This is a genomic window from Aeromonas sp. S15(2024), from assembly GCF_041402265.1.
Classification (GTDB): domain Bacteria; phylum Pseudomonadota; class Gammaproteobacteria; order Enterobacterales; family Aeromonadaceae; genus Aeromonas; species Aeromonas dhakensis.
On record NZ_JBGLQY010000010.1, the window covers coordinates 29,484 to 52,292 of the forward strand.

Here is a 22,809-nt window from a genome sequence, read left to right on the forward strand (position 1 = left end):
CCTCTTTTTCAGGCTGTTCAAGGGAAGACGACCAGCCCTATCTGCTCCAGCAAGGCCTGTTGTTGATCTTCGTTGATCTGCACCCCGTGTAGATTGACCCGTCGCAGATCCAGCCCGGGCAGATCGCACTGACGCAGATCGCAGCCCTGCAGGTTGATGCGGCTCCAGTCCAGTTGGCCAAACTCGGAGCCGCTGAGATCCGAGCCCGCCAGCGAGGCGCCGAACAGGTTGGCCCCCTGCCAGCGATTGCCGCTCAATTCGCATTTTTCCAGCAGACAACCCTCAAAGTTGGCGTAGCTGAAGTTGTTGCCGGTGAGATGGGCTTCGCAGAAGTAGCTCTTGACGGTGATCTGGTTGGCAAAGCTGGCGCGGGAGAAGTTGATCCCCATCGCCTGGCAGTCGCGCAGCTCGAGCCCGAGGCACTGGCTGTGACTGAAGTCGGCCATGGTGAGATCGCAGCGCAGAAAACTCGCCTCGCGCAGATTGCAGCCCTGCAGCAAACAGTTCTGCTCGCTCTCCCGATCGTAGAAGCTGCAGTCGACGAAACGGCTCTCGCCGAGATCTAGCCTGGAGAAGTTGCAGCCGATGAAGCGGCATCCCTGAAACTGCTCCCCGGCCAGGTCCTGCTGCTCGAAGCGCACCCCCTCAAAGCACTTGGCCTTGATCATCCTGAGATTCCCCTTGTTGACGGCGTCATATGCTGACTTTGTTACAAAAAAACGGTAATGTTACACGTAACATTTGTCCCGGATCCAGAGATGAACGATACCCGCAAGCGCCGCCCCACCCTGCAGGACATAGCCGACCTGACCGGGGTCACCAAGATGACCGTCAGCCGCTACCTGCGCGACCCGCAAGCCGTGGCCGAGGGCACCCGCGAGCGGATCGCCGCCGCGGTGGAGGATCTCGGCTACATCCCCAACCGGGCGCCGGACATTCTCTCCAACGCCACCAGCAAGGCGATCGGCATCCTGATCCCCTCCCTCTCCAACCAGGTCTTCTCCGCCGTGGTGCACGGTATCGAGTCGGTGACTCGCCCCGCTGGCTACCAGACACTGCTGGCTCACTACGGCTACAGCCCGGAGCGGGAAGAGGAGCAGGTCGCCTCCCTGCTCTCCTATCACGTGGATGGGCTGATCCTCTCCGACAGCCAGCACACCGAGCGCACCCGCAAGATGATTGCCACCGCCGGCATCCCGGTGGTGGAGACCATGGATCTGCCGCAGAGCCCCATCGACATGGTGGTCGGCATGGATCACCGGGCGGCAGCCCGGGCCATGGTAACAGAGATGCTGCGGCGGGGCCGACGCAAGCTGATCTATCTCGGCGCCCGGCTCGACGTGCGCACCCAGCTGCGGATGGAGGGCTACTACCAGGCGATGCAGGATTTCGGCCTGAGCGGCCAGCACCTGCTGACCGAGCAATCCTCCAGCTTCACCCTCGGCGGCCAGCTGCTGGAGCAGGCGCTGGTGCGCTATCCCGATCTGGACGGCCTGTTCTGCACCAACGATGACCTGGCAGTGGGTGCCCTGCTGCAGTGTCAGGCCAAGTGGATACCCGTCCCCCAGCAGATCGCCATCGCCGGCAGCAACGCCCTCGACATCGGCCACGCCATGACCCCCAAGCTGGCCAGTATCGTCACGCCGCGCAAGGAGATCGGCCGTGCGGCCGCCACCATGCTGCTGGCCCGCCTCAACGGCCAGCCGCTGGCCGACACCCGGCTCGACATGGGCTTCTCCCTGTACGAGGGGGACAGCCTGGGCTGACGACGCACATCCCCGCCATTCAGCCATCACAGAGCAGGCCACCCGAGGGTGGCCTGCTTGCTTGGCACACGGAAGGTCCGGCTCACGCCGGCGTCAAATCAGGATGCGACCAGGGCGACGGCTTCGCGGGAGAGGCGGGTCACCTCTTCCCAGTTACCATTCTTCACAGCCTCTGCGGGCAGCATCCAGGAGCCGCCGACGGTGGCGACGCACTTGAGCGCCAGGTAGTCGGCCACGTTTTTCGGGCCGATACCGCCGGTGGGGCAGAACCGTACCTGGGGCAGCGGCGCGGCGATGGCGGCCAGCGCCTTGGTGCCGCCATTCGCCTCGGCCGGGAAGAATTTGAGGTGGTCGTAGCCCGCTTCCAGCGCCTGCATCACCTCGGATGGGGTGGCCACGCCCGGGATCAGCGGCGCCGTGCTCTTGGCTGCATGGGCCAGCAGGGCCGGGGTCATCCCCGGGGAGATGACGAAGCGGGCACCGGCGGCCACGGCGGCGTCAAACTGCGCGCAGTTGAGCACGGTACCGGCACCGACCATGGCCTCCGGCATCGCCTTGGCGATGAGGGCGATGGCCTCCAACGCCACCGGGGTGCGCAGGGTGATTTCGAACACCGAGATGCCGCCGGCCAGCAGCGCCTTGGCCATCGGCAGGGCCTGATCCAGCTCATTGATGACCATCACGGGTACCAGCGGGGAGGCGGCAAACACCTCGGCCGGGGTCACTTTCCAGTTCTGCATAGCTCTTCCTTAGTCAAAGATGGTGGCGCCACACTCGGCGCTCGATACCGCGCGACGCATCACGCTGAACAGTTCACGGCCCCACCCCTCTTGTTCCAGAGTGAGGTCGATCTCGGCCTGGGTACGGCCGCTCAAATCGGTCAGGCAGTCGAGGCTGCCGGTTACCGCATCCACCCGCAGCAAGTCGCCATCGGCAAGCAGGCCGATGGCCCCGCCGTGCAGCGCTTCTGGGGTGACGTGGATGGCGGCCGGGATCTTGCCGGAGGCGCCGGAGAGGCGGCCGTCGGTGACCAGCGCCACCTTGTGACCGGCTTTTTGCAGGTTGCCGAGCACCGGCATCAGCTTGTGCAGCTCCGGCATGCCGTTGGCGGCCGGGCCATTGTGACGCACCACGATGACGGCGTCCTGATTGAGATCCCCCGCCTTGTAGGCTGCTTCCACCGCATGCTGGGAGGAGAAGACCCGGGCCGGAGCTTCAATCACCCGATATTCGGGAGCCACGGCGGAGACCTTGACCACGGCGCGGCCCAGATTGCCGGAGAGCAGCTTGGTGCCGCCAGTGGCCTGGAATACGCTGCCGGAAGGCGACAGCACGCTCGCATCACTGCTCTCGCCCACCGGCTGCCATACCAGCTTGCCATCCACCAGTGCCGGACGGCTGAGGTAATCCTGCATCTCGCCGAAGACCGGGGTGGCATCCAGGTGGATCAGCCCCTCTTGCGCCAGCCGGCGCATCAGGCCGGGCACGCCACCCGCCTGCTCGAAGGCGTTCACGTCGGCCGGGCCGTTCGGGTACATGCGTACCAACAGCGGCACCACGTCGGAGAGATCGCTGATGTCATCCCAGGTCAGCACCAGACCGGCGGCGCGGGCCAGCGCCACCATGTGGATGCTGTGGTTGGTGCTGCCGCCGGAGGCGAGCAGGGCCACCAGCCCGTTGACCAGCGAGCGCTCGTCGATCACCGCACTCAGGGGGCGATAGGCCGGGGAGCCGGGGATCATGGCGCTGATGCGGCGGGCCGCCTCCTCGGTGAGGGCGCGGCGCAGCTCGCTGTGCGGGTGCACGAAGGCGGAGCCCGGCAGCATCAGGCCCATGGCCTCGAACACCAGCTGGTTGGTGTTGGCGGTGCCGTAGAAGGTGCAGGTACCCGCCGCGTGGTAGGCGCCGCACTCCATCTTGAGCAGGGCATCGCGACCCACTTCACCGGCGGCGTACTGCTGGCGCACCTTCACCTTCTCGTCGTTGCTGATGCCGCTCGCCATCGGGCCGGCCGGCACGAAGGCGGTGGGCAGATGAGCGTGGGAGAGCGCCCCCATGATCTGGCCCGGCGCTATTTTGTCGCAGATGCCGAGCAGCAGGGTGGCATCGAAGGTGTTGTGAGAGAGCGACAGCGCGGTCGCCTGGGCGATGAGATCGCGCGAAAACAGGGACATGTCCATCCCCGGCTGGCCCTGGGTCACCCCGTCGCACATGGCGGGCACGCCGCCGGCCACCTGGGCGCTGTGGCCGAGCTCAGCCAGCGCGGCCTTGATGATGTCCGGGTAGCCCTGATAGGGCTGATGGGCGCTCAGCATGTCGTTGTAGGCGGTGACGATGCCGACGTTGGCGCGGGTCATGTCGAGGATGCGACCCTTCTCGTCACAGCTGGAGGCGGCCACGGCATGGGCCAGGTTGCCGCAGGCCAGCGCGGCGCGGGTCTTGCCCTGATCGGCCTGACGCTGGATGCGGGCCAGGAAGGCCTGGCGACGGGCGGCACTGCGCTCGCGAATGCGGGCGGTGACGCTGGAAATAACCTGATGGATCATTGGGCTTGCTCCAGTGCGGTGACGGCGCGATCAACCACCTGTTCGAAGGTGCCGTCGATATCGATGTGGAATACACCGGCTTCGCCATCCGGGCGCTCCAGGGTATCGAACTGACTTTGTACCATGCTTTCGCGCATGAAGTGGCCCTTGCGGGCCCGCATCCGCTCGAGGATCAGCGGCTGGCTGCCGTCGAGGAAGAGGAAGCTGACCGACTCGTTGCCCTCGCGGATCTGGTCGCGATACTGCTTCTTGAGGGCCGAGCAGACGATGACGCCCACCTCGTTCTTCTGTTCCAGGCTGTAGGCCGCGTCGCGGATCCGCTCCAGCCAGGGAGCGCGGTCCTCGTCGTTGAGGGGGTTGCCACCGGCCATCTTCTGGATGTTGGCCCTGGGGTGCAGATCATCACCGTCGATGAACTTGGCGCCCAGCACGCTGGCCACCTTGAGGCCCACGCTGGACTTGCCGCTACCACACACACCCATCACGATAATGCTCTTACCCGCCATTGTTTGACCTCTATCTCATTTTTCAAAAAACGTGCTGCCGATGGGTTCTAACTTAGCACGTTACCGGTAACATGTTACCGGTAACAACAAGAATTGTGAAGTCTGCCACAGACTGAGCGCACTCATAGTCACCTGGGCAAGCGAGTTTGAGCCCTGGCCATAAATCTAAATAAATCATAAAGATATGGTCTGCCGACGGATCGGCAGGGTGTCGATACTGAACTTGGAACAAGGAATGCACAACAATGTCTGACCTCTCCCTGATCATGACGGCCGCCGGCTCCATCGTGCTGCTGCTCTTTCTGGTGATGAAGGCCCGCCTGCACGCGGTCGTCTCCCTCATCCTGGTCTCCATGGTGGCGGGGCTCGCCGCCGGTATGAACCCGGCCGACATCGCCGCCACCATCCAGAAAGGGATGGGCGGCACCCTCGGTTTCGTCGCCGTGGTGGTGGCACTGGGTGCCATGTTCGGCAAGGTGATGGAAGTCACCGGCGCCCTCGACCGGGTGGCCCACACCCTGCTCGGCAAGTTCGGCGTCAAGCGCGCCAACTGGGCCATGGCGCTGACCGGTTTCGTCTGCGCACTGCCGCTCTTCTTCGACGTGGCCGTGGTGCTGCTGATCGGCGTCGCCTTCGCCATCGTCCGCCGCGGCGGCGGCAGCGTGGTGAAGATCGGCATCGCCCTGCTGGCGGGCATCGCCACCTGCCAGGCCTTCCTGATCCCGGCGCCGGGCCCCATCCTGGTGGCATCCCAGCTGGGGGCCGACTTCGGCTACATGATCCTGTTCGGCCTGATCGCCGCCGTTCCTGCCCTGATCCTGGCCGGCCCGCTGTTTGGCGAGCTGATCAGCAAGGTGGTCGACGTGCCGCTGCCAGCCGACGCCCAGAGCAGTGCCCATGACGACAGCCAGAACCTGCCCTCCTTCGGGCTGGCCATGGGCCTCATCGGCCTGCCGCTGCTGCTGATCGGTCTCAAGACCATAGTCGGCCGCTTCGTCGAGGCCGGCACGCCCCTGCACGGTTGGCTGGAGTTCATCGGCCACCCCTTCACCGCCATCATGGTCGCCTGCCTGGCCGCCTTCTATCTGCTGGGGATCCGCCGCGGCATGTCCCGTGACGAGGTGATGAGCGTCTGCAACAGCGCCATCCAGCCGGCCGGCGTCATCATCCTGGTGACCGGTGCCGGTGGCGTGTTCAAGCAGGTGCTGGTGGATTCCGGTGTGGGCGCCGCCCTCGGCAACATGCTGGCGGACTCCGGCCTGCCCATCGTTGCGCTGGCCTTCATCCTGGCCGCCGCGGTGCGGGTCATTCAGGGTTCCGCCACCGTCGCCATGCTGACCGCCTGCGGCCTGGTGCTGCCGATGCTGGAGCCGCTCGGCCTCAGCGGCGCCCAGCTGGCGGCGGTCACCATCGCCATCGGCGGCGGGGCCATCGTGCTCTCCCACGTCAATGACTCCGGCTTCTGGCTGGCCAACCGCTACCTCGGTCTCACCGAGAAGCAGACCCTGCAAACCTGGACCGTAATGGAAACCATCATCGGCACCACGGGCGGCGTGATGGCCATGCTGATCTACAGCTTCCTCTGATCGCGACCGTGCAGAAAAAGGCCTCCGATGTGAGGCCTTTTTCATCTTTATGACGATTCTTTCTTTGGCTAACAGGGCGAGATTGCTAGAATCGCCTATCCATCGCTCCGAGTGGAACGCTTAACGCAGTGATTTCAGGTTTCTCTATGCATTCATCGGCACATTATCGACAGCTGCTGGCGCGCCTGCCCCAGATCGCCGTCGCCGCAGACCAGTTTGAAGTGCTCAGCAGCGCCAAGGACTTCAAGAGCCGGATCCTTTCGCTCATCGCCAGCGCGACTCGCCGCATCTATCTGGTGGCGCTCTATCTGCAGGATGACGAGGCGGGACGGGAGATCCTCGCCGCCCTCTATGCCGCCAAACAGCGCAACCCGGCCCTCGACGTCAAGGTGTTCGTTGACTTCCACCGTGCCCAGCGCGGCCTGATCGGTAAGGGCAAGCAAGGTGGCAACCACCTGATGTATCAGGAGATGGCCGCTCGCCATGAGCACCAGATCGCCATCTATGGCGTGCCGGTGAAAGGGCGTGAACTGCTCGGAGTGCTGCACCTCAAGGGGTTCATCTTCGATGACACCCTGCTCTACTCCGGTGCCAGCCTCAACGACATCTACCTGCACCAGCAGGATCGCTACCGTTTCGACCGTTATCACCAGATCACCAGCCCGGAGCTGACCCGCAGCATGGTCAACTACGTGGATGACCTGTTCCTGCGCAGCGAGGCGGTGCAGCGACTGGATCGCACCGACATCCCCAGCGCCAAGCAGCTGAAGGGACCGATCCGTCGCTTCAAGCACAACCTGCGCCTCGGCCAGTACCGCTTCGACACCATGCCGGTCAACAGCCAGGAGGTGGCCATCACCCCGATGAGCGGCCTGGGTAAGCGCGGCAACCAGCTCAACAAAATGATCCGCACCCTGGTGCGGGCCACCGAGCGGGAGATCTTCATCTGCACCCCCTACTTCAACCCGCCCAAGGAGTTGAACAAGGATATCGAGGCCCTGCTCAAGCGCGGCTGCAAGGTGACGATCGTGGTGGGCGACAAGACAGCCAACGACTTCTTCATTCCGCCGGAGGAGAAATTCTCCACCATCGGCGGTCTGCCCTATCTGTACGAGACCAACCTGCGCAAGTTCGCCGAGCGCAACCAGCATCACATCGATGCCGGCCGTCTCAACCTGATGCTCTGGTGCTGCGAGCGCAACTCCTACCACCTCAAGGGGATCTTCGTGGATGACGAGTGGGCCCTGCTCACCGGCAACAACCTCAATCCCCGCGCCTGGGCGCTGGATCTGGAGAACGGCCTGCTGGTCTACGATCGCCGCCACCTGCTGCGGCCCCAGTTCAACGCCGAGCGCGAGAACATCCTGACCAACACCAAGCGCATCAGCCACTTCGATCAGATCGAGCAGATCCAGGACTACCCGGATCAGGTGCGCAAGCTGCTGGCCCGGATCCACAGGGTCAAGGCCCATATCCTGCTCAAGCGCATCATCTGACCGGCGCGCATCGCGACCTCGGGTATCCTCACAAGGGCCTGCCGCATCTCGGCAGGCCTTTTTCATTCCTGGCTTCCGATCCCGCGGGCCGACCCCCAACCGCGCGACGCGGCTTGCGTCGGGACGGCAATAAACCCTATCATCTGGACATATTTACAGTGTTTTCGGGCATCTAATTGATGAAATTGGATAAAATCTCCCTCGACAGCCTCAAGGGCGTCGGCAGCAAGATGCAGGAAAAGCTCGAGCGGCTGGGGCTGGCCACGGTGCAGGATCTGCTGTTCCACCTCCCCCTGCGCTACGAGGACCGCACCCAGGTGTGGCCCATCGGCGATCTGCCGCCCGGCCTGCACGGCGCCGTCGAAGGGGAGATCCAGGACACTCAGCTGGTGATGGGGCGCCGCCGCATGCTGGTCTGCCGCATCAGCGACGGCACCGGCACCCTCACCCTGCGCTTCTTCAACTTCACCGCCGCCCAGAAGAACAGCCTGAGCCCTGGCCGGCTGATGCGCTGCTTCGGCGAGGTGCGCCCCGGCAAATACGGGCTGGAGATGGCCCACCCCGAGTACAAGCTGCTCGGCGAGGAGCAGGCCGGCCAGACCGAAGAGGCGCTCACCCCCGTCTACCCGACCACCGAGGGGCTGCGCCAGCTCACCCTGCGCAGCCTCACCGATCAGGCGCTGGCCCAGCTCGACCTCTACGGCGTGGAGGAGCTGCTGCCCGCCGGCCTCTATCCCCAGCAGATCGATCTGGCCGCGGCCCTGAAGCTGCTGCACCGTCCGCCCCCCTCGGTGGCGCTGGCCCTGCTCGAGAGCGGCCAGCACCCGGCCCAGCAGCGGCTGGTGCTGGAAGAGCTGCTGGCCCACAACCTATCTGTGCTCAAGGTGCGGGCCCAGGCACAAACCCAGCTCGCCCGCGCCCTCAAGCCGGCCCCGGCCCTGGTGGAACAGCTGCTCGGCGCCCTGCCGTTCACCCCCACCGGCGCCCAGAACCGGGTGGTGGCGGAGATAGGCAAGGATCTGCAACAGAGCCACCCCATGATGCGGCTGGTACAGGGGGACGTAGGCTCCGGCAAGACCCTGGTCGCTGCGCTGGCCGCCCTGCAGGCCATCGGCAACGGCTGTCAGGTGGGGCTGATGGCGCCGACCGAGCTGCTGGCCGAACAGCACGCCATCAACTTCGCCAAGTGGCTGGAACCGCTCGGCATCGGGGTGGGCTGGCTGGCGGGCAAGCAGAAGGGCAAGGCGCGGGAGGAGGCGCTGGCTGCCATCGCCGACGGCAGCGTCAAGATGGTGGTGGGCACCCATGCCATCTTCCAGGAGCAGGTGGTGTTCCAGCGCCTCGCCCTGGTGATCATCGACGAACAGCACAGATTCGGTGTACATCAGCGCCTCGCCCTGCGGGAAAAAGGGGAGCGGGAAGGGGTACATCCCCATCAGCTCATCATGACCGCCACCCCCATCCCCCGTACCCTGGCGATGACCGCCTATGCCGACCTCGATACCTCCATCATCGACGAGCTGCCACCGGGCCGCACCCCCATCACCACGGTGGCGCTGCCGGACAGCCGCCGCCAGGACGTGATCGAACGGGTCAGACTGGCCTGCGAGGAGGGCAAGCAGGCCTACTGGGTCTGCACCCTGATCGAGGAGTCGGAAGTGCTGGAGTGCCAGGCCGCCGAGGACACCGCCGCCGAGCTGCAAAATCTGCTGCCCGGCCTGCACATCGGGCTGGTGCACGGCCGGATGCGGCCGGTCGAAAAACAGCGGGTGATGGAGGAGTTCAAGGCAGGCATACTGCAACTGCTGGTCGCCACCACCGTCATCGAGGTGGGGGTGGACGTGCCCAACGCCAGCCTGATGATCATCGAAAATCCGGAGCGACTGGGGCTGGCGCAGCTGCACCAGCTGCGCGGCCGGGTCGGGCGCGGCTCGGTGGCCTCCCACTGCGTGCTGCTCTATCATGCTCCCTTGTCCAAGACGGCCCAGAGCCGGCTCGGGGTGCTGCGGGAGACCAACGATGGCTTCCTCATCGCCCAGCGGGATCTGGAGCTGCGCGGCCCGGGCGAGCTGCTCGGCACCCGCCAGACCGGTCTGGCCGACCTCAAGATCGCCGATCTGGTACGCGACCAATCGCTCATCCCGCAGGTGCAGAAGATGGCTCGCTTCTTGATGGACCGCCACCCAGATCATGTCGAACCCTTGATACGACGCTGGCTCGGCCTGCGGGATCACTACTCCAATGCCTGACCAAGGCAGAGGCAGAAGATGGACACATTGCCTGATGGATAGACACCCAGGCCATGTCGAACCCTTGATACGACGCTGGCTCGGCCTGCGGGATCACTATTCCAATGCTTGACCTGCGGGATCACGCTGCCAACGCCTGATCACTCAACCAATACAGGAGGAAAGCGCTTATGAATTCCTGGCTGCGCGGCCTGCTCTACACCCTTGCCTTCCTGTTGCTGTTTGTCTGGGTCGGGCTCGGCCTGTTCGACGCCGAGCGGGCCAAGGGGCCCATCGCCAGCTGGCTCAGCCAGCAGACCGGCGTACCCGTCACCATAGGCCGACTGGTGTTCAACCCGCTCCACCCCTACACCCTGCTGGCGGAGCAGGTGAGTTACGGCAACGCCGTGACCCTCGACAAGATCTATCTCGAGATAGAGAGCATCGACTGGCTGAACCGGGACGTGCGCATCGCGCATCTCGACCTCATTCGCCCGGCCATCAAGCTGCCGCTGCCCAACCAGCTGCCGAGCCTGCCGGTGCACTCCCTCACCATCACCGACAGCACCATAGACCGGCTCAGCCTGGAGAGCGACGGGCTGACCCTGCGCGGCCTCAACGCCACCCTGAGCGACTGGCAGCTGCTCAATCCGGTGCGCCCGCCCCAGGCCAACCTGACCCTCAACATCACTGAGCTGGCGACCCCGGCCTGGGCCCTCTCCCGCCTCAACCTGGCCGGTCGGCTGGAGGGGCAGGTGCTGAGCACCGACAAGCTGACCGCCAACCTGTTCGACGGTCTGCTCGAGACCGGCATGGTGCTCGACTGGCCCGCCCGCAGCCTGCGGCTGAACAACCTCAAGAGCCAGGGCATCCGCATCGAGTGGGGCATCCTCGCCAAAGCCGAATCCCCCCTACGCCAGGTCAGCCTGGATCTCGGCCAGATCCGGGATCTCAGCTTCAACGACATCGAGCAGGAGCTGGCCCTCAACAACCTCAGCGGCCAGCTGACCGCCTTCAACTGGCAGGCTGGCAACACGCCCAGCGGCTACTTCTCGGGGACCCTCGGTGATCTCGGCCGTGGCCTGTTCCAGCTGGAGGCCATTCAGGGCAAGGTCGCCTTCTCGCCCCAGCAGCTGGATGCGGAGCTGCAGGGCAAGGCCTATGAAGGGGAGTTCAATCTGGAGCTCTCCTTCGATCCCCTGCAGCAGAAGCTGACCCTGAAGGACATGGCGCTGAGCGGCATGGACATCAGCCTGCCGGAAGGGTGGTGGCAGGATTGGCAGAGCTGGCGCCCGCAGCAGATCGACATCCGCAAGCTGGCCTTCGACAAGCTCAAGGTGCTCTCCTTCGACGATACCCTGCCCCTGTCGCTGACCGGCTGGCAGCTCTATCTGACCGATCTCAGCCTGCGCGACAATCAGCCTGGGCCGCTGCTGGGCCGGGCCCGCCTCGAGAGCGCCTGGTTCGAACTGGTGTGGGACGGCCTCAGCGCCCGCAGCGGCGAGCTGGATGGCGAGCTGAGTGCCGGCTCCTGGCAGCTCAACAAGCTCACCAGCTCGCTGCCGGATGAGGGCAGCCTCAGCCTGAGCGGCCAGTGGGGACGCGAGCCGGGCCAGACCAGCCGGTTGCAGCTCAAGGGCGAGAAGCTGGATCTGGTGCAGTGGGGCAAGATCCTCCACTCTCCCGTTTCCTTCGCCGGCAAGCTGGACCTGAGCGCCGATCTGCAGGCGCTGCACGGCGGCACCCCGGGCGCCTGGCGCAGCTCCCTGCAGGGGAATTTTGCCCTCGATGCCACCGAACCCTTCTGGGACAAGGTGAAGATAGATCCGCTGCTGGATCAGTGGTTCAAGCAGGCGGCGGCGCCGACCCTCACCCCGGCCGAGCTCTGGCAGGCGATGCAGGAGGGCGACACCCCCTTCTATCGCATCAAGCTGCAGGGCAAGGTGGCTCAGGGCCAGCTGAAGATCGAACAGGCCGGCGCTTCCACCATCACCCACCTGTTGGGGCTGCAGGGCAGCGTCGATCTGGTCAATGAGCAGTGGCAGCTGGATCTGGGCGTTCTCAACGGCCAGCACTGCGCCGAGCTGCTCGGTCAGTGGCGCGGGCCGCTCGCCGAGCCGACCCTCAGCTGGGGTTTCAAGCAGAAGCAGGAGGGCTGTGGCTGGGAGACCGGTGTGCGCTACCCGCCCCAGGGCAACGGCAGCCCGCTCTGGCGACCGGCGCCGAAGGCCCCGGCCGCGCAGGCGGCCAACGGCTAGCCGATAGAAAGCAACAAGGCCTCGTGATGAGGCCTTGTTGTTTGATGGGATCCCGCGCGCCGCTACTGACCCGGCCGCTTGACCGGCTGCACCACGTAGTGACCGAGGAACTCGGCGGCCAGCTTGTCGCCGCTGAACAGCTTGATCTTGAGGCTGAACTTGGCGGACTCACCGGCCTTAAGCGGCTCGAGTACGGCGGGCATGCCTTCGCGGGCCACCCGCGCCTCCGGCTCCTCCTTGACCGGCCGGTAGTACTTGATGTTGCCCTCCGCCAGCACCGTGTCCCCCACCAGCCCCGCCTCCTTGAGTTGCAGCCAGATCAGGCCCCAGCCCGCCAGCACGCACTGGCTGTAGATGCTGCCGGCGAACATGGTGTCATGCACGTTGAGGTTGGCCGCCAGATTGGCCTTGAGGTGGAAGGTCTGACCGTCGTAGTGGGTGATGTGCACCCCCATCTTCTCGCTGATGGGAATGCCCTGCGACCAGCGGGTGGTGAGATCCTGGCACCACTCGGGGCGGTACTGGATGGTTTGCAGCGGGCTCAGAGACTTGATCATCTGGCGGTGCGGGATGCGGCCGAAGGAGACGGGGCCTTCCCCCACCTCGAGAAAGCCGCACTTGCGGTAGAACTCCACCGCCTCCTGGCGGGCATTCATCACCAGTCGCTTCACCTTCTCGCTGCAGGCCAGCTGTTCGAGATCCTGCACCATGCGGGCACCCAGCCCCTGACCGCGAAATTCGGGGCGCAGCGCCATGAAGCGGATCTGCGCCTCTTCACCGCCGACAAACAGCCGCCCCACCGCGATGGGTGTGCCGTCGGGGGCCAGCATCAGCCGGTGAATGGCGACGGTGTCGTATTCATCCCGCTCGGAACCGAGAGGCAGATTGAAGGGTTTACGCAGTAGTTCCCAGCGCAACTGGTAGTAGGCATCCAGTTCGGCGTCGGTTTGAGGAGTGACTACCCGGTACATAAAGCGATCCTTGAGTTGGCGCCGACGGACAGAGTGAAGGGCTTGCGCACCCATGCCTCCCAGCTCAATTGGTAATGGGCATCCAGCTCGGCTTCGGTTTGAGGGGTGACTACCCGGTACATAAAGCGATCCTTGAGTTGGCGCCGACGGACAGAGTGAAGGGCTTGCGCACCCATGCCTCCCAGCTCAATTGATAATGAGCATCCAGCTCGGCTGCCGTCTGGGGGGTGACCACCCGGTACATAGTTCCATCCTTGAGTTACACTGGTCGAAAACCATCTTGCCGTGCAAATTCATGGACTTCAATCTGCAAGCGTACCAAGCCGACCACTTATTGCACCTCAGCGCCAAGCCCCAGCGCCGGCTCACCGTGCAGGAAAATGCCAATCACCGCTGGCTGGAGATCGACGGCGTGGTGCAGTCGGCCATGTCCCTGGCCGAGCCCGCCACCCTCTGCCTGCCGCACCAACAGGTGATCGCCTACCTGCTGCCCGAACAGGCCGCCAGCATCCTCGAACTGGGGCTGGGAGGAGGCGATCTCACTCGCCATCTGCGCCGACGCTGGCCCGATGCCCGCCACGAGTGCGTCGACCTCGATGAAGAGGTGATCACTCTCTATCAGCTGTTCTTTCAGCCCGAACAAGGCAGCCAGCGCACACCGACCCTGCACCAGGCCGATGCCCTCGCCTTTCTGGAGCAGAGCGAGGCGCAGTACGACCTCATCCTGCTCGATCTGTTCAGCCAGGACGGCAATCCGCCGCTGCTGTTCCAGGAGCGCATCTATCAGGCGCTGGCCCCCCGCCTCAATGGCGAGCTCATCATCAACCTGCTGCCGCGCACCCGCCTCGAGCTGACCCGGGTACTGATGCTGCTGGAGCAGTGGGTCGGCCCCACCACCCCCTACCCGGTGCCTGGGCTGCGCAACATACTGCTGCACACCAGCCCGCGCGATCCGCTGGCGTCAGACCTGTAGCCAGAAGGTGACCGGGCCATCGTTGACCAGCGCCACCTTCATGTCGGCGGCGAAGCGGCCGGTGGCAGTCGGTATGCCGCTGGCGGCGGCTCGCGCCACGAAGTAGTCGTACAGCCGCTCGGCCTCGACCGGGTGGGCGCCGCCGGAGAAGCTGGGCCTCATCCCCTTGTTGGTGTCCGCCGCCAGGGTGAACTGGGAAACCACCAGCAGGCTGCCGCCGGCCTGGCTCACGTTGAGGTTCATCTTGCCGTTCTCATCGGAGAAGATGCGGTAGCCGCTCACCTTGTGCAGCAACTTGTCGGCCTTGGCCTCGTCATCCCCCTGCTCCACCCCGAGCAGCACCAGCAGACCCTGACCGATAGCCCCAGTCACCTCGCCCTCTACCGTTACGCTGGCCTCGCTGACCCGCTGAATCAGTGCAATCACATCCCTCTCCTCTCAAAACGAAACGACCGCCCCCATCTGCTGACGGGGGCGGTCGTCGATGCTAACAGCAAGGGGCCGGGTCAGGCCAACTCATCGGCACCCGGTCGCTCATATTCGCCGAGGCATGCGGTGGTTTCCGCGCCAAGCAAGACCACCAGCCAGCTCAGGTAGACCCAAACAAACAGAATGGGAATGGTCGCCAGGGCTCCATAGATGGCCTGATAGGAGGGGAAGTTGGTGATATAGATGGCAAAACCGCGCTTGGCCAGCTCGAACAGGGTGGCCGCCACCAGGGCGCCGATGAAGGCGTGCATCAGCCGCACCTTGCAGTTGGGCACCACGGTATAGACCAGCAGGAAAGTGAGCACAGAGAACAGGAATGGCAGGCCGCGCAGCAGCAGGTAACCGATGCCGAACAGGCTCTCGGCCCCGAACAGCCGCAGCGAGAAAATATAGGAGGAGATGGCGATACTGGCCCCGATGAGCACCGGACCCAGAGTCAGGATCATCCAGTACATGGCGAATGCCTGGGCCAGTGGCCTGCTTTGGGTGGAGCGCCAGATGTAGTTGAGATTCTTGTCGATGGCCGAGATCAACATCAGCGCCACCACGATCAGGGCGCCGATGCCGACCGCCGTGGTGTTGGTGGCGTTGGCCACGAAGCCGTCGATGTACTCCTTGAGCATCTCGCCGGCGGTGGGTACGAAGTTGTGATAGACGAACTGCTCCATTGCCTGCTTCAGGCTCTGGAACACCGGAAAAGCCGACATCATGCCGAACACCACGGCGATCATGGGCACCAGGGAGAGCAGGGTGACATAGGCCAGATAGCCAGCGGTAACCGTCAGCCTGTCCTGCTGGAAACGGCCCCAGACGAACTGGGCGAAATGGCGCCCATCATGGCGCAAGAAAGAGAGGGCGTGACCGAGACGGCCACCGGATTTCAGCTGCATTGTGCTTCCCGATGTCTTCATCATGCCGACATTGTGTCAGATCCCGTCACCGTTTGACCACCCGCGAGCCGGCCGGATGCGACTCGTCCGGGCGCGACCGTGGCTCCTTCTGCGGAAAACGACCATAAAAAAAGAGGCCCGCAGGCCTCTTTTCATCGCTGATGCAGCGGATCAAGCACGACCGGCGCGCTTGCGGTCCAGCTCGGTCAGCAGCTTCTTGCGGATACGAATGCTCTTCGGAGTGACTTCAACCAGTTCGTCGTTGTCGATGAACTCCAGAGCCTGTTCCAGCGACATGCGGATCGGCGGAGTCAGCACCTGGGCTTCGTCGGTACCGGAGGCACGCATGTTGGTCAGCTGTTTGCCCTTCAGGCAGTTGACGGTCAGGTCGTTGGAACGGGAGTGAATACCGATCACCTGGCCTTCGTACACTTCGGTCGCGTGACCGATGAACAGACGACCACGGTCTTGCAGACCGAACAGGGCATAGGTTAGCGCCTTGCCGGTAGCGTTGGAGATCAGCACGCCGTTCTGACGCTCACCGATGCTGCCACCCTTGTGCGGACCGTAGTGGTCGAAGGTGTGGTACAGCAGACCGGTACCTGAGGTCAGGGTCATGAACTCGGTCTGGAAGCCGATCAGGCCACGGCTCGGGATCATGAAGTCCAGACGGACACGACCTTTGCCATCCGGAGTCATGTTGGTCATCTCGCCCTTACGCAGGCCGAGTTGCTCCATAACGGAACCCTGGTGTGCTTCTTCCACGTCCACGGTTACGGTTTCGAACGGTTCTTGCAAAACGCCATCCACGGTGCGCAGGATAACTTCCGGACGGGATACCGCCAGCTCGTAACCTTCGCGACGCATGTTTTCGATCAGGATGGAGAGGTGCAGTTCACCACGACCGGAGACACGGAACTTGTCCGGATCATCGGTCTCTTCCACACGCAGGGCCACGTTGTGGACCAGCTCCTGGTTCAGACGCTCCAGGATGTTGCGGGAGGTCACGAACTTGCCCTCTTTACCGGCGAACGGAGAGGTGTTGACCTGGAAGGTCATGTTCACGGTCGGCTCGTCAACGGAGAGCGGCGGCAGCGCTTCAACAGCACCGTTGTCGCAGATGGTGTCGGAGATCTTCAGCTCGCCCAGACCGGTGATGGCGATGATGTCGCCAGCTTGCGCATCGGCCACTTCGGTACGGGACAGACCCAGGTAGCCCAGCACCTGGCCAACTTTGCCGGTACGGGTCTTGCCATCGGCACCCACTACGGTCACCTGCTGGTTGGTCTTGACGCGACCACGGGTGATGCGGCCGATACCGATAACGCCCACGTAGGAGTTGTAGTCCAGCTGGGAGATCTGCATCTGGAAGGCACCGTCGGTGTCCGCGGCAGGCGCTTCCACGTTGTCGACGATGGCCTGGAACAGGGGTTCCATGTTCTCGGACTCGACGTCTTGATCCAGGGTGGCCCAACCGTTCAGTGCAGAGGCGTAAACAACCTTGAAGTCCAGTTGCTCATCGGTGGCGCCCAGGTTGTCGAACAGATCGAAGACCTGATCCATTACCCAGTCAGGACGAGCACCCGGACGGTCGATCTTGTTGATGACCACGATCGGCTTCAGACCCTGGGCGAACGCCTTCTGGGTCACGAAACGGGTCTGCGGCATCGGGCCGTCAACGGCGTCAACCAGCAGCAGTACGGAGTCAACCATGGAGAGCACACGCTCAACTTCACCACCGAAGTCGGCGTGACCCGGGGTATCCACGATGTTGATGCGGTAGTCGTTCCAGCGGATCGCAGTGTTCTTGGCGAGAATGGTGATGCCACGTTCCCGTTCCAGATCATTGGAGTCCATGATCCGTTCCTGACCTTCGCTGGTGCGATCCAGAGTGCCGGATTGCTGCAGCAGCTTGTCCACCAGCGTGGTTTTGCCGTGGTCAACGTGCGCAATAATCGCAATATTGCGTAAATTCTCTAACATTCTCGCCTCAAATCACCGGGTAAAATTGGGCGCTAATTGTACTCTCGCCTTTGTGATCTGCCTAGCAGAATTGCAGTACATTCGCGCATAACAGGGGATCAGGATCATAGACCTTCTCATCAAAGCCTGCTTAAAAGCCTGCTTAGATAGGGGCCGACCGTATACCACGCACCATTTTAGTGCACCAAAACGATCCAAGGTTGCACTACTTTGAGGCGTAACGCGCTGAGATAGCGAGTCTCGGGGCAGGCCCGTAGTCGCAAATGCCCTGAAATCAAGCTGTCACAAACTTGGCACGATACTGGCTTATGTGAATGTGATGACGCATTCACCCTAAGAGTTTTAACACCGGAGGTTACTTAGCATGTCAGCCCAGAACGTTTTGGCCCTGATCCAGGAACACGAAGTCAAGTTTGTCGACCTGCGCTTTACCGATACCAAGGGTAAAGAGCAGCACGTATCCATCCCTGCCCACCAGGTCGACGAAGATTTCTTCGAAGACGGCAAGATGTTCGACGGCTCCTCCATCGGCGGCTGGAAAGGCATCAACGAATCCGACATGGTGCTGATGCCGGATCCCGCCTCCGCCAAGCTGGACCCGTTCACCGAAGAGACCACCCTGAACATCGTCTGTGACGTGCTGGAACCCGCTACCATGCAGGGCTACGACCGCGATCCGCGCTCCATCGCCAAGCGTGCCGAAGACTTCCTGAAAGCCAGTGGCATCGCCGACACCGTGCTGTTCGGGCCGGAGCCGGAATTCTTCATGTTCGACAACATCACCTTCTCGAACACCATGGGTCACAGCTTCGTGAAGATCGAATCCGAAGAAGCCGCCTGGAACTCCGGTACCAACTACGAGCACGGCAACAAAGGCCACCGTCCGTTCGTGAAGGGCGGTTACTTCCCGGTTGCCCCGGTCGACTCCTCTCAGGACATCCGCGCCGCCATGTGTCTGGTGCTGGAAGAGATGGGCCAGGTCGTTGAGGCTCACCACCACGAAGTGGCCACTGCCGGTCAGAACGAGATCGCCACCCGCTTCAACACCCTCACCCTGAAGGCTGACGAAGTACAGGTACTGAAGTACGTGATCCACAATGTGGCTCACGCCTACAACAAGACCGTCACCTTCATGCCGAAACCCATGTTCGGTGACAACGGCTCCGGCATGCACTGCCACCAGTCTCTGGCCAAGAACGGCGTCAACCTGTTCGCCGGCGACCTGTACGGCGGTCTGTCCGAGATGGCGCTGCACTACATCGGCGGCATCATCAAGCACGCCAAGGCCATCAATGCCTTCGCCAACCCGACCACCAACTCCTACAAGCGTCTGGTTCCGGGTTATGAAGCACCGGTCATGCTGGCCTACTCCGCCCGCAACCGCTCTGCCTCCATCCGTATCCCGGTGGTACCGAGCCCGAAAGCGCGCCGCATTGAAGTCCGCTTCCCGGATCCGGCTGCCAACCCGTACCTGGCCTTCGCTGCCCAGTTGATGGCCGGTCTGGACGGCATCATCAACAAGATCCATCCGGGCGATGCCATGGACAAGAACCTGTATGATCTGCCGCCGGAAGAAGCAGCCGAAGTGCCGACCGTGGCCGGCTCTCTGGACGAAGCCCTGGCCGCGCTGGATGCGGATCGCGAGTTCCTGACCCGCGGTGGCGTGTTCAGCGACGACTTCATCAACTCCTACCTGGAGCTGAAGCAGCAGGACGTTGACCGCGTGCGCATGACCCCGCACCCGCTGGAATTTGAACTGTACTACTCCGTTTAATCCGGATCCCAGCTCAGAACTTGACCAAACCCGCCGACAGGCGGGTTTTTTCTCTGATAGGATTAAGCAGAATCCCGTCAAGGAGAGATGGATGAAAACCGCCTACCCAGTATGGATGCTGAGCCTGTTGCTGCTGGCCACCAGTGCCGCCCAGGCCGCCAAGGTATACTCCTGGACCGACAACCAGGGGGTCGTCCACTACACGGATGCACCGCCCCCGGGACAGAAGGCCAAGGAGGTCGATCTGCGCGTCGCCCCCTTCATCGGCACTGCCCCCCGCTCGGTCCAGGTGGACAATTTCAACAGCCTGACCGGTGTCGACGCCAAAAAAGAGAAGGAAGCGGCCAAGCTGGTGATCGAGCTGCTCTCCCCGGAACAGGGCAGCACCCTGCGCGACAACACAGGCAACGTGGTGTTTCAGGGTCAGATCAGCCCGCAACCGCCGACCCAGTACGATGTGCGCCTGACCCTGGACGGCAAGGCGGCCCCCATCGTTAAAAACTCGCTCGCCATCCGGGTCGAAAACCTGGATCGCGGTGCCCACGAGGCCCAGCTCGAGCTGCTCGCCAAAGACGGTACGATCCTTGCTAAATCCAAGGCAGTCACCTTCTACCTGCACCGGGCCAGCATCAATTCAGCCCCCAAAGCGACCCCGCTCAACAACAAGGGGTGATCCTGTGCCTCGATACGGGTAGACTAAATGCACCACATTGGTGCATAGCTGGTGTATAGCACCGTTTTAGGGAGAAACCAGTGCCAACCCGCCCGGATCAAGCCAGGATACTGCTCGACAACCTGCTGACTGCCGTCATCCTGATGGATGAACGGCTCTGCATCCAGTTCGTCAACCCCGCCGCCGAGCAGCTGCTCTCCCTCAGTCAGCGCCGGTTGATCGGCATCGAGCTGCCCCATCTGCTGGAACATATCTCCCTCGATCTGCAGCGCCTCAAGCAGTGCCTCAGTTCGGGGCAGGGCTTCACCGACAGCGAAGTCACCCTGGTGGTGGAAGGGGAGCCCAGACTGGTGGAGATGAGCGTCAGCCCGCTGGCCGACCACGAACAGCGGCTGATGGTGGTGGAGCTGCGCAAGATAGACCAGCAGAAGAAGATCAGCCAGGAGTTGCAGCAACATGCCCAGCAGCAGGCGGCCAAGGAGCTGGTACGCGGCCTGGCCCACGAGATCAAGAATCCCCTCGGCGGTCTGCGCGGCGCGGCCCAGCTGCTGCAAAAGGAGCTGCCCGACCCCGCCCTGCGCGAATATACCGGCATTATCATCGAACAGGCCGACCGGCTGCGGGTACTGGTCGATCGGCTGCTCGGCCCCCAGCGCCCCGGTCGCCACCAGATGCACAACGTGCACTCGGTGCTGGAGCAGGTGCGCAGGCTGGTGGAGCTGGAGCTACCGCCAACGGTGCGCATCGAGCGGGATTATGATCCCAGCATCCCGGAGTTCGAGATGGAGCCGGATCAGCTGCAGCAGGCCTTTCTCAACATGGTGCGCAACGCCGCCGAGGCCATCGGTGAACAGACCGGCCTCATCCGCATCAAGACCCGCACCGCGTTCCAGATCACCATCCACGGCCAGCGCTACCGGCTGGCGGCCGAGATCAAGATCATCGACAACGGCCCCGGCATCCCGGATGCCATCCGCGACACCCTCTTCTATCCGATGATCACCGGCAAGGAGGGAGGTACCGGGCTCGGCCTCTCCATCGCCCAGAACCTGATCGACCAGCACAAGGGGCGGATCGACTGCATCAGCTGGCCCGGCCATACCGAATTCACCATCTTTCTACCGCTTCGCAAATAAGGGAACGTCATGACAGCAAAAGTGTGGATCGTCGATGACGACAGTTCTATCCGCTGGGTGCTGGAGCGCACCCTTGGCAGCGAAGGCTTCGAATGCGAAAGTTTCGCCGACGGCGAAGCCCTGCTGAGTTCACTGGAGATGCGCTCACCGGACGTGATCCTCTCGGATATCCGCATGCCGGGCATCGACGGCCTGAGCCTGCTGGAGCAGATCCATCGCCGCCAGGCCGATCTGCCCATCATCATCATGACGGCCCACTCGGACCTCGACAGCGCGGTCAACGCCTACCAGCGCGGTGCCTTCGAATACCTGCCCAAGCCGTTCGACATCGACGAGGCGGTCACCCTGGTACGCCGGGCCGAGAACCACCTCAAGGAGCAACGTACCAAGCGCAAGGCTCGCCAGCAGGAAGCCACCACCACCCCGGAGATCATCGGCGAAGCCCCTGCCATGCAGGAGGTGTTCCGCGCCATCGGCCGGCTGTCGCGCTCCAGCATCTCGGTGCTCATCAACGGCCAGAGCGGTACCGGCAAGGAGCTGGTTGCCCATGCCCTGCACAAGCACAGCCCCCGGGCCCACAAGAACTTCATCGCCCTCAACATGGCGGCCATCCCGAAAGATCTCATCGAATCCGAGCTGTTCGGTCATGAGAAGGGAGCCTTCACCGGCGCCAACAACATTCGTCACGGCCGCTTCGAACAGGCCGATGGCGGCACCCTGTTTCTCGACGAAATAGGCGACATGCCGCTGGACGTGCAGACCCGGTTGCTGCGGGTACTGGCGGACGGGCAGTTCTACCGGGTTGGCGGCCACCAACCGGTGCAGGTGGATGTGCGGATCATTGCCGCCACCCACCAGAATCTGGAGAAGCGGGTGGCCGACGGCGAGTTTCGGGAAGACCTGTTCCACCGCCTCAACGTCATCCGCATCCACATTCCCGCCCTCAAGGAGCGGCGCGAAGACATTCCCCAACTGGCCCGTCACTTTCTGCTGCGGGCAGCCAAGGAGCTGAACGTGGAGGCCAAGAGCCTGCATCCGGATACCCAGGCCTATATCAGCCGTCTGCCCTGGCCCGGCAACGTGCGCCAGCTGGAGAACGTCTGCCGCTGGCTCACCGTGATGGCCTCGGGGCAGGAGGTGCTGGTGAACGACCTGCCCACCGAGCTGCTGACTCCCATCACCAGCACCGCCGAGCCGGGCCAGCCGGCGCTGTCCGGCGGCTGGCAGCAGCAGTTGCAGGATTGGGTCGCCGCCAAGCTGGCGCTGGGGGAGACCGACATCCTGGCCGATGCCCTGCCCCAGTTCGAGCGGATCATGCTGGAAACCGCGCTGGATCACACCCATGGCCACAAACAGGAGGCGGCACGCCTGCTCGGTTGGGGACGCAATACCCTCACCCGAAAGCTGAAGGAACTCGACCTCTCATGAGTCCCGAGGAAAAACGATTCCCATCACGCCTTGGCAAATCGCCGACCAATAAGACCCCGTTTGATTTCAAACGGGGTATCTTTTTTGGAAGCCCCGCCTAGAATGG

Annotated in this window: 18 protein-coding genes; 10 read left to right on the forward strand and 8 right to left on the reverse strand. The window is 63.3% G+C overall.

Annotated elements, in window-relative coordinates:
- Positions 1 to 17 precede the first annotated feature (17 nt).
- On the reverse strand, positions 18 to 668 hold the full coding sequence (locus ACB033_RS17880; protein ID WP_017778597.1) for a Qnr family pentapeptide repeat protein: 651 nt from the start codon (positions 666 to 668) through the stop codon (positions 18 to 20).
- Positions 669 to 758: 90 nt separating this feature from the next.
- On the opposite strand from ACB033_RS17880, the gene ACB033_RS17885 reads away from it, so the two are divergent.
- Positions 759 to 1,766, forward strand: coding sequence for a substrate-binding domain-containing protein (locus ACB033_RS17885; protein WP_139726242.1), 1,008 nt, complete (start codon positions 759 to 761; stop codon positions 1,764 to 1,766).
- A gap of 98 nt (positions 1,767 to 1,864) precedes the next feature.
- On the opposite strand, the gene ACB033_RS17890 is transcribed toward ACB033_RS17885, so the two are convergent.
- From ACB033_RS17890 to ACB033_RS17900, 3 genes are read right to left on the reverse strand one after another with little or no spacing between them, the layout of a single operon-like run.
- Positions 1,865 to 2,506, reverse strand: a complete 642-nt coding sequence (locus ACB033_RS17890) for a bifunctional 4-hydroxy-2-oxoglutarate aldolase/2-dehydro-3-deoxy-phosphogluconate aldolase (RefSeq protein ID WP_139726243.1) — start codon at positions 2,504 to 2,506, stop codon at positions 1,865 to 1,867.
- Between the two features lie 9 nt (positions 2,507 to 2,515).
- Positions 2,516 to 4,312, reverse strand: coding sequence for a phosphogluconate dehydratase (edd, locus tag ACB033_RS17895; protein ID WP_139726244.1), 1,797 nt, complete (start codon positions 4,310 to 4,312; stop codon positions 2,516 to 2,518).
- Positions 4,309 to 4,818, reverse strand: coding sequence for a gluconokinase (locus ACB033_RS17900; protein ID WP_005307862.1), 510 nt, complete (start codon positions 4,816 to 4,818; stop codon positions 4,309 to 4,311). Before ACB033_RS17900 ends, edd begins: the two co-directional genes overlap by 4 nt.
- A 245-nt stretch (positions 4,819 to 5,063) precedes the next feature.
- Between ACB033_RS17900 and gntU the strand changes: the two genes are divergently transcribed.
- The 4 genes from gntU (at position 5,064) to ACB033_RS17920 (ending at position 12,386) form a co-directional block, all read left to right on the forward strand.
- Positions 5,064 to 6,404 (forward strand): gluconate transporter, encoded by a 1,341-nt coding sequence (gene gntU, locus ACB033_RS17905; RefSeq protein WP_005307857.1) that lies wholly within the window; start codon positions 5,064 to 5,066, stop codon positions 6,402 to 6,404.
- A gap of 146 nt (positions 6,405 to 6,550) precedes the next feature.
- Positions 6,551 to 7,900: a CDP-diacylglycerol--serine O-phosphatidyltransferase gene (gene pssA / locus ACB033_RS17910; RefSeq protein WP_005307852.1), complete on the forward strand. Its 1,350-nt coding sequence runs from the start codon at positions 6,551 to 6,553 to the stop codon at positions 7,898 to 7,900.
- Between the two features lie 179 nt (positions 7,901 to 8,079).
- A complete protein-coding gene (recG, locus tag ACB033_RS17915; RefSeq protein WP_042050321.1) occupies positions 8,080 to 10,149 on the forward strand; it encodes an ATP-dependent DNA helicase RecG in 2,070 nt (689 codons plus the stop codon).
- Between the two features lie 170 nt (positions 10,150 to 10,319).
- Positions 10,320 to 12,386: an AsmA-like C-terminal region-containing protein gene (locus ACB033_RS17920; RefSeq protein WP_139726245.1), complete on the forward strand. Its 2,067-nt coding sequence runs from the start codon at positions 10,320 to 10,322 to the stop codon at positions 12,384 to 12,386.
- 62 nt (positions 12,387 to 12,448) lie between these two features.
- Here ACB033_RS17920 and ACB033_RS17925 read toward each other — a convergent pair whose 3' ends face one another.
- Positions 12,449 to 13,357, reverse strand: coding sequence for a bifunctional GNAT family N-acetyltransferase/hotdog fold thioesterase (locus ACB033_RS17925; RefSeq protein ID WP_139726246.1), 909 nt, complete (start codon positions 13,355 to 13,357; stop codon positions 12,449 to 12,451).
- A 295-nt stretch (positions 13,358 to 13,652) separates the two neighbouring features.
- Here ACB033_RS17925 and ACB033_RS17930 point away from each other — a divergent pair, with 295 nt between their 5' ends.
- Complete coding sequence (locus ACB033_RS17930; RefSeq protein WP_162852114.1) at positions 13,653 to 14,330, forward strand: spermidine synthase; 678 nt, start codon at positions 13,653 to 13,655, stop codon at positions 14,328 to 14,330.
- Here ACB033_RS17930 and dtd read toward each other — a convergent pair.
- The 3 genes from dtd to typA form a co-directional block, all read right to left on the reverse strand.
- Positions 14,319 to 14,756: a D-aminoacyl-tRNA deacylase gene (gene dtd / locus ACB033_RS17935; RefSeq protein ID WP_005307813.1), complete on the reverse strand. Its 438-nt coding sequence runs from the start codon at positions 14,754 to 14,756 to the stop codon at positions 14,319 to 14,321. The two genes, ACB033_RS17930 and dtd, sit on opposite strands and share 12 nt — an antisense overlap.
- Positions 14,757 to 14,836: 80 nt before the next feature.
- A complete protein-coding gene (locus tag ACB033_RS17940; RefSeq protein ID WP_010635440.1) occupies positions 14,837 to 15,709 on the reverse strand; it encodes a virulence factor BrkB family protein in 873 nt (290 codons plus the stop codon).
- Positions 15,710 to 15,880: 171 nt separating this feature from the next.
- A complete protein-coding gene (typA, locus tag ACB033_RS17945) occupies positions 15,881 to 17,692 on the reverse strand; it encodes a translational GTPase TypA (protein ID WP_005307808.1) in 1,812 nt (603 codons plus the stop codon).
- Positions 17,693 to 18,056: 364 nt separating this feature from the next.
- Between typA and glnA the strand changes: the two genes are divergently transcribed.
- The 4 genes from glnA to glnG all read left to right on the forward strand — a co-directional run bounded on the left by glnA (position 18,057) and on the right by glnG (position 22,703).
- Entirely contained in the window at positions 18,057 to 19,466 is a 1,410-nt protein-coding gene (gene glnA, locus ACB033_RS17950; RefSeq protein WP_005307807.1) for a glutamate--ammonia ligase, read from the forward strand.
- Between the two features lie 91 nt (positions 19,467 to 19,557).
- Positions 19,558 to 20,139: a DUF4124 domain-containing protein gene (locus ACB033_RS17955; protein ID WP_139726248.1), complete on the forward strand. Its 582-nt coding sequence runs from the start codon at positions 19,558 to 19,560 to the stop codon at positions 20,137 to 20,139.
- A gap of 80 nt (positions 20,140 to 20,219) precedes the next feature.
- Complete coding sequence (gene glnL / locus ACB033_RS17960; RefSeq protein ID WP_005307805.1) at positions 20,220 to 21,275, forward strand: nitrogen regulation protein NR(II); 1,056 nt, start codon at positions 20,220 to 20,222, stop codon at positions 21,273 to 21,275.
- Positions 21,276 to 21,284: 9 nt separating this feature from the next.
- Positions 21,285 to 22,703 carry a nitrogen regulation protein NR(I) gene (gene glnG / locus ACB033_RS17965; protein WP_371140667.1) on the forward strand — a complete coding sequence of 473 codons (1,419 nt, stop codon included), beginning with the start codon at positions 21,285 to 21,287 and terminating at the stop codon, positions 22,701 to 22,703.
- The last annotated feature ends 106 nt before the right edge of the window (positions 22,704 to 22,809 follow it).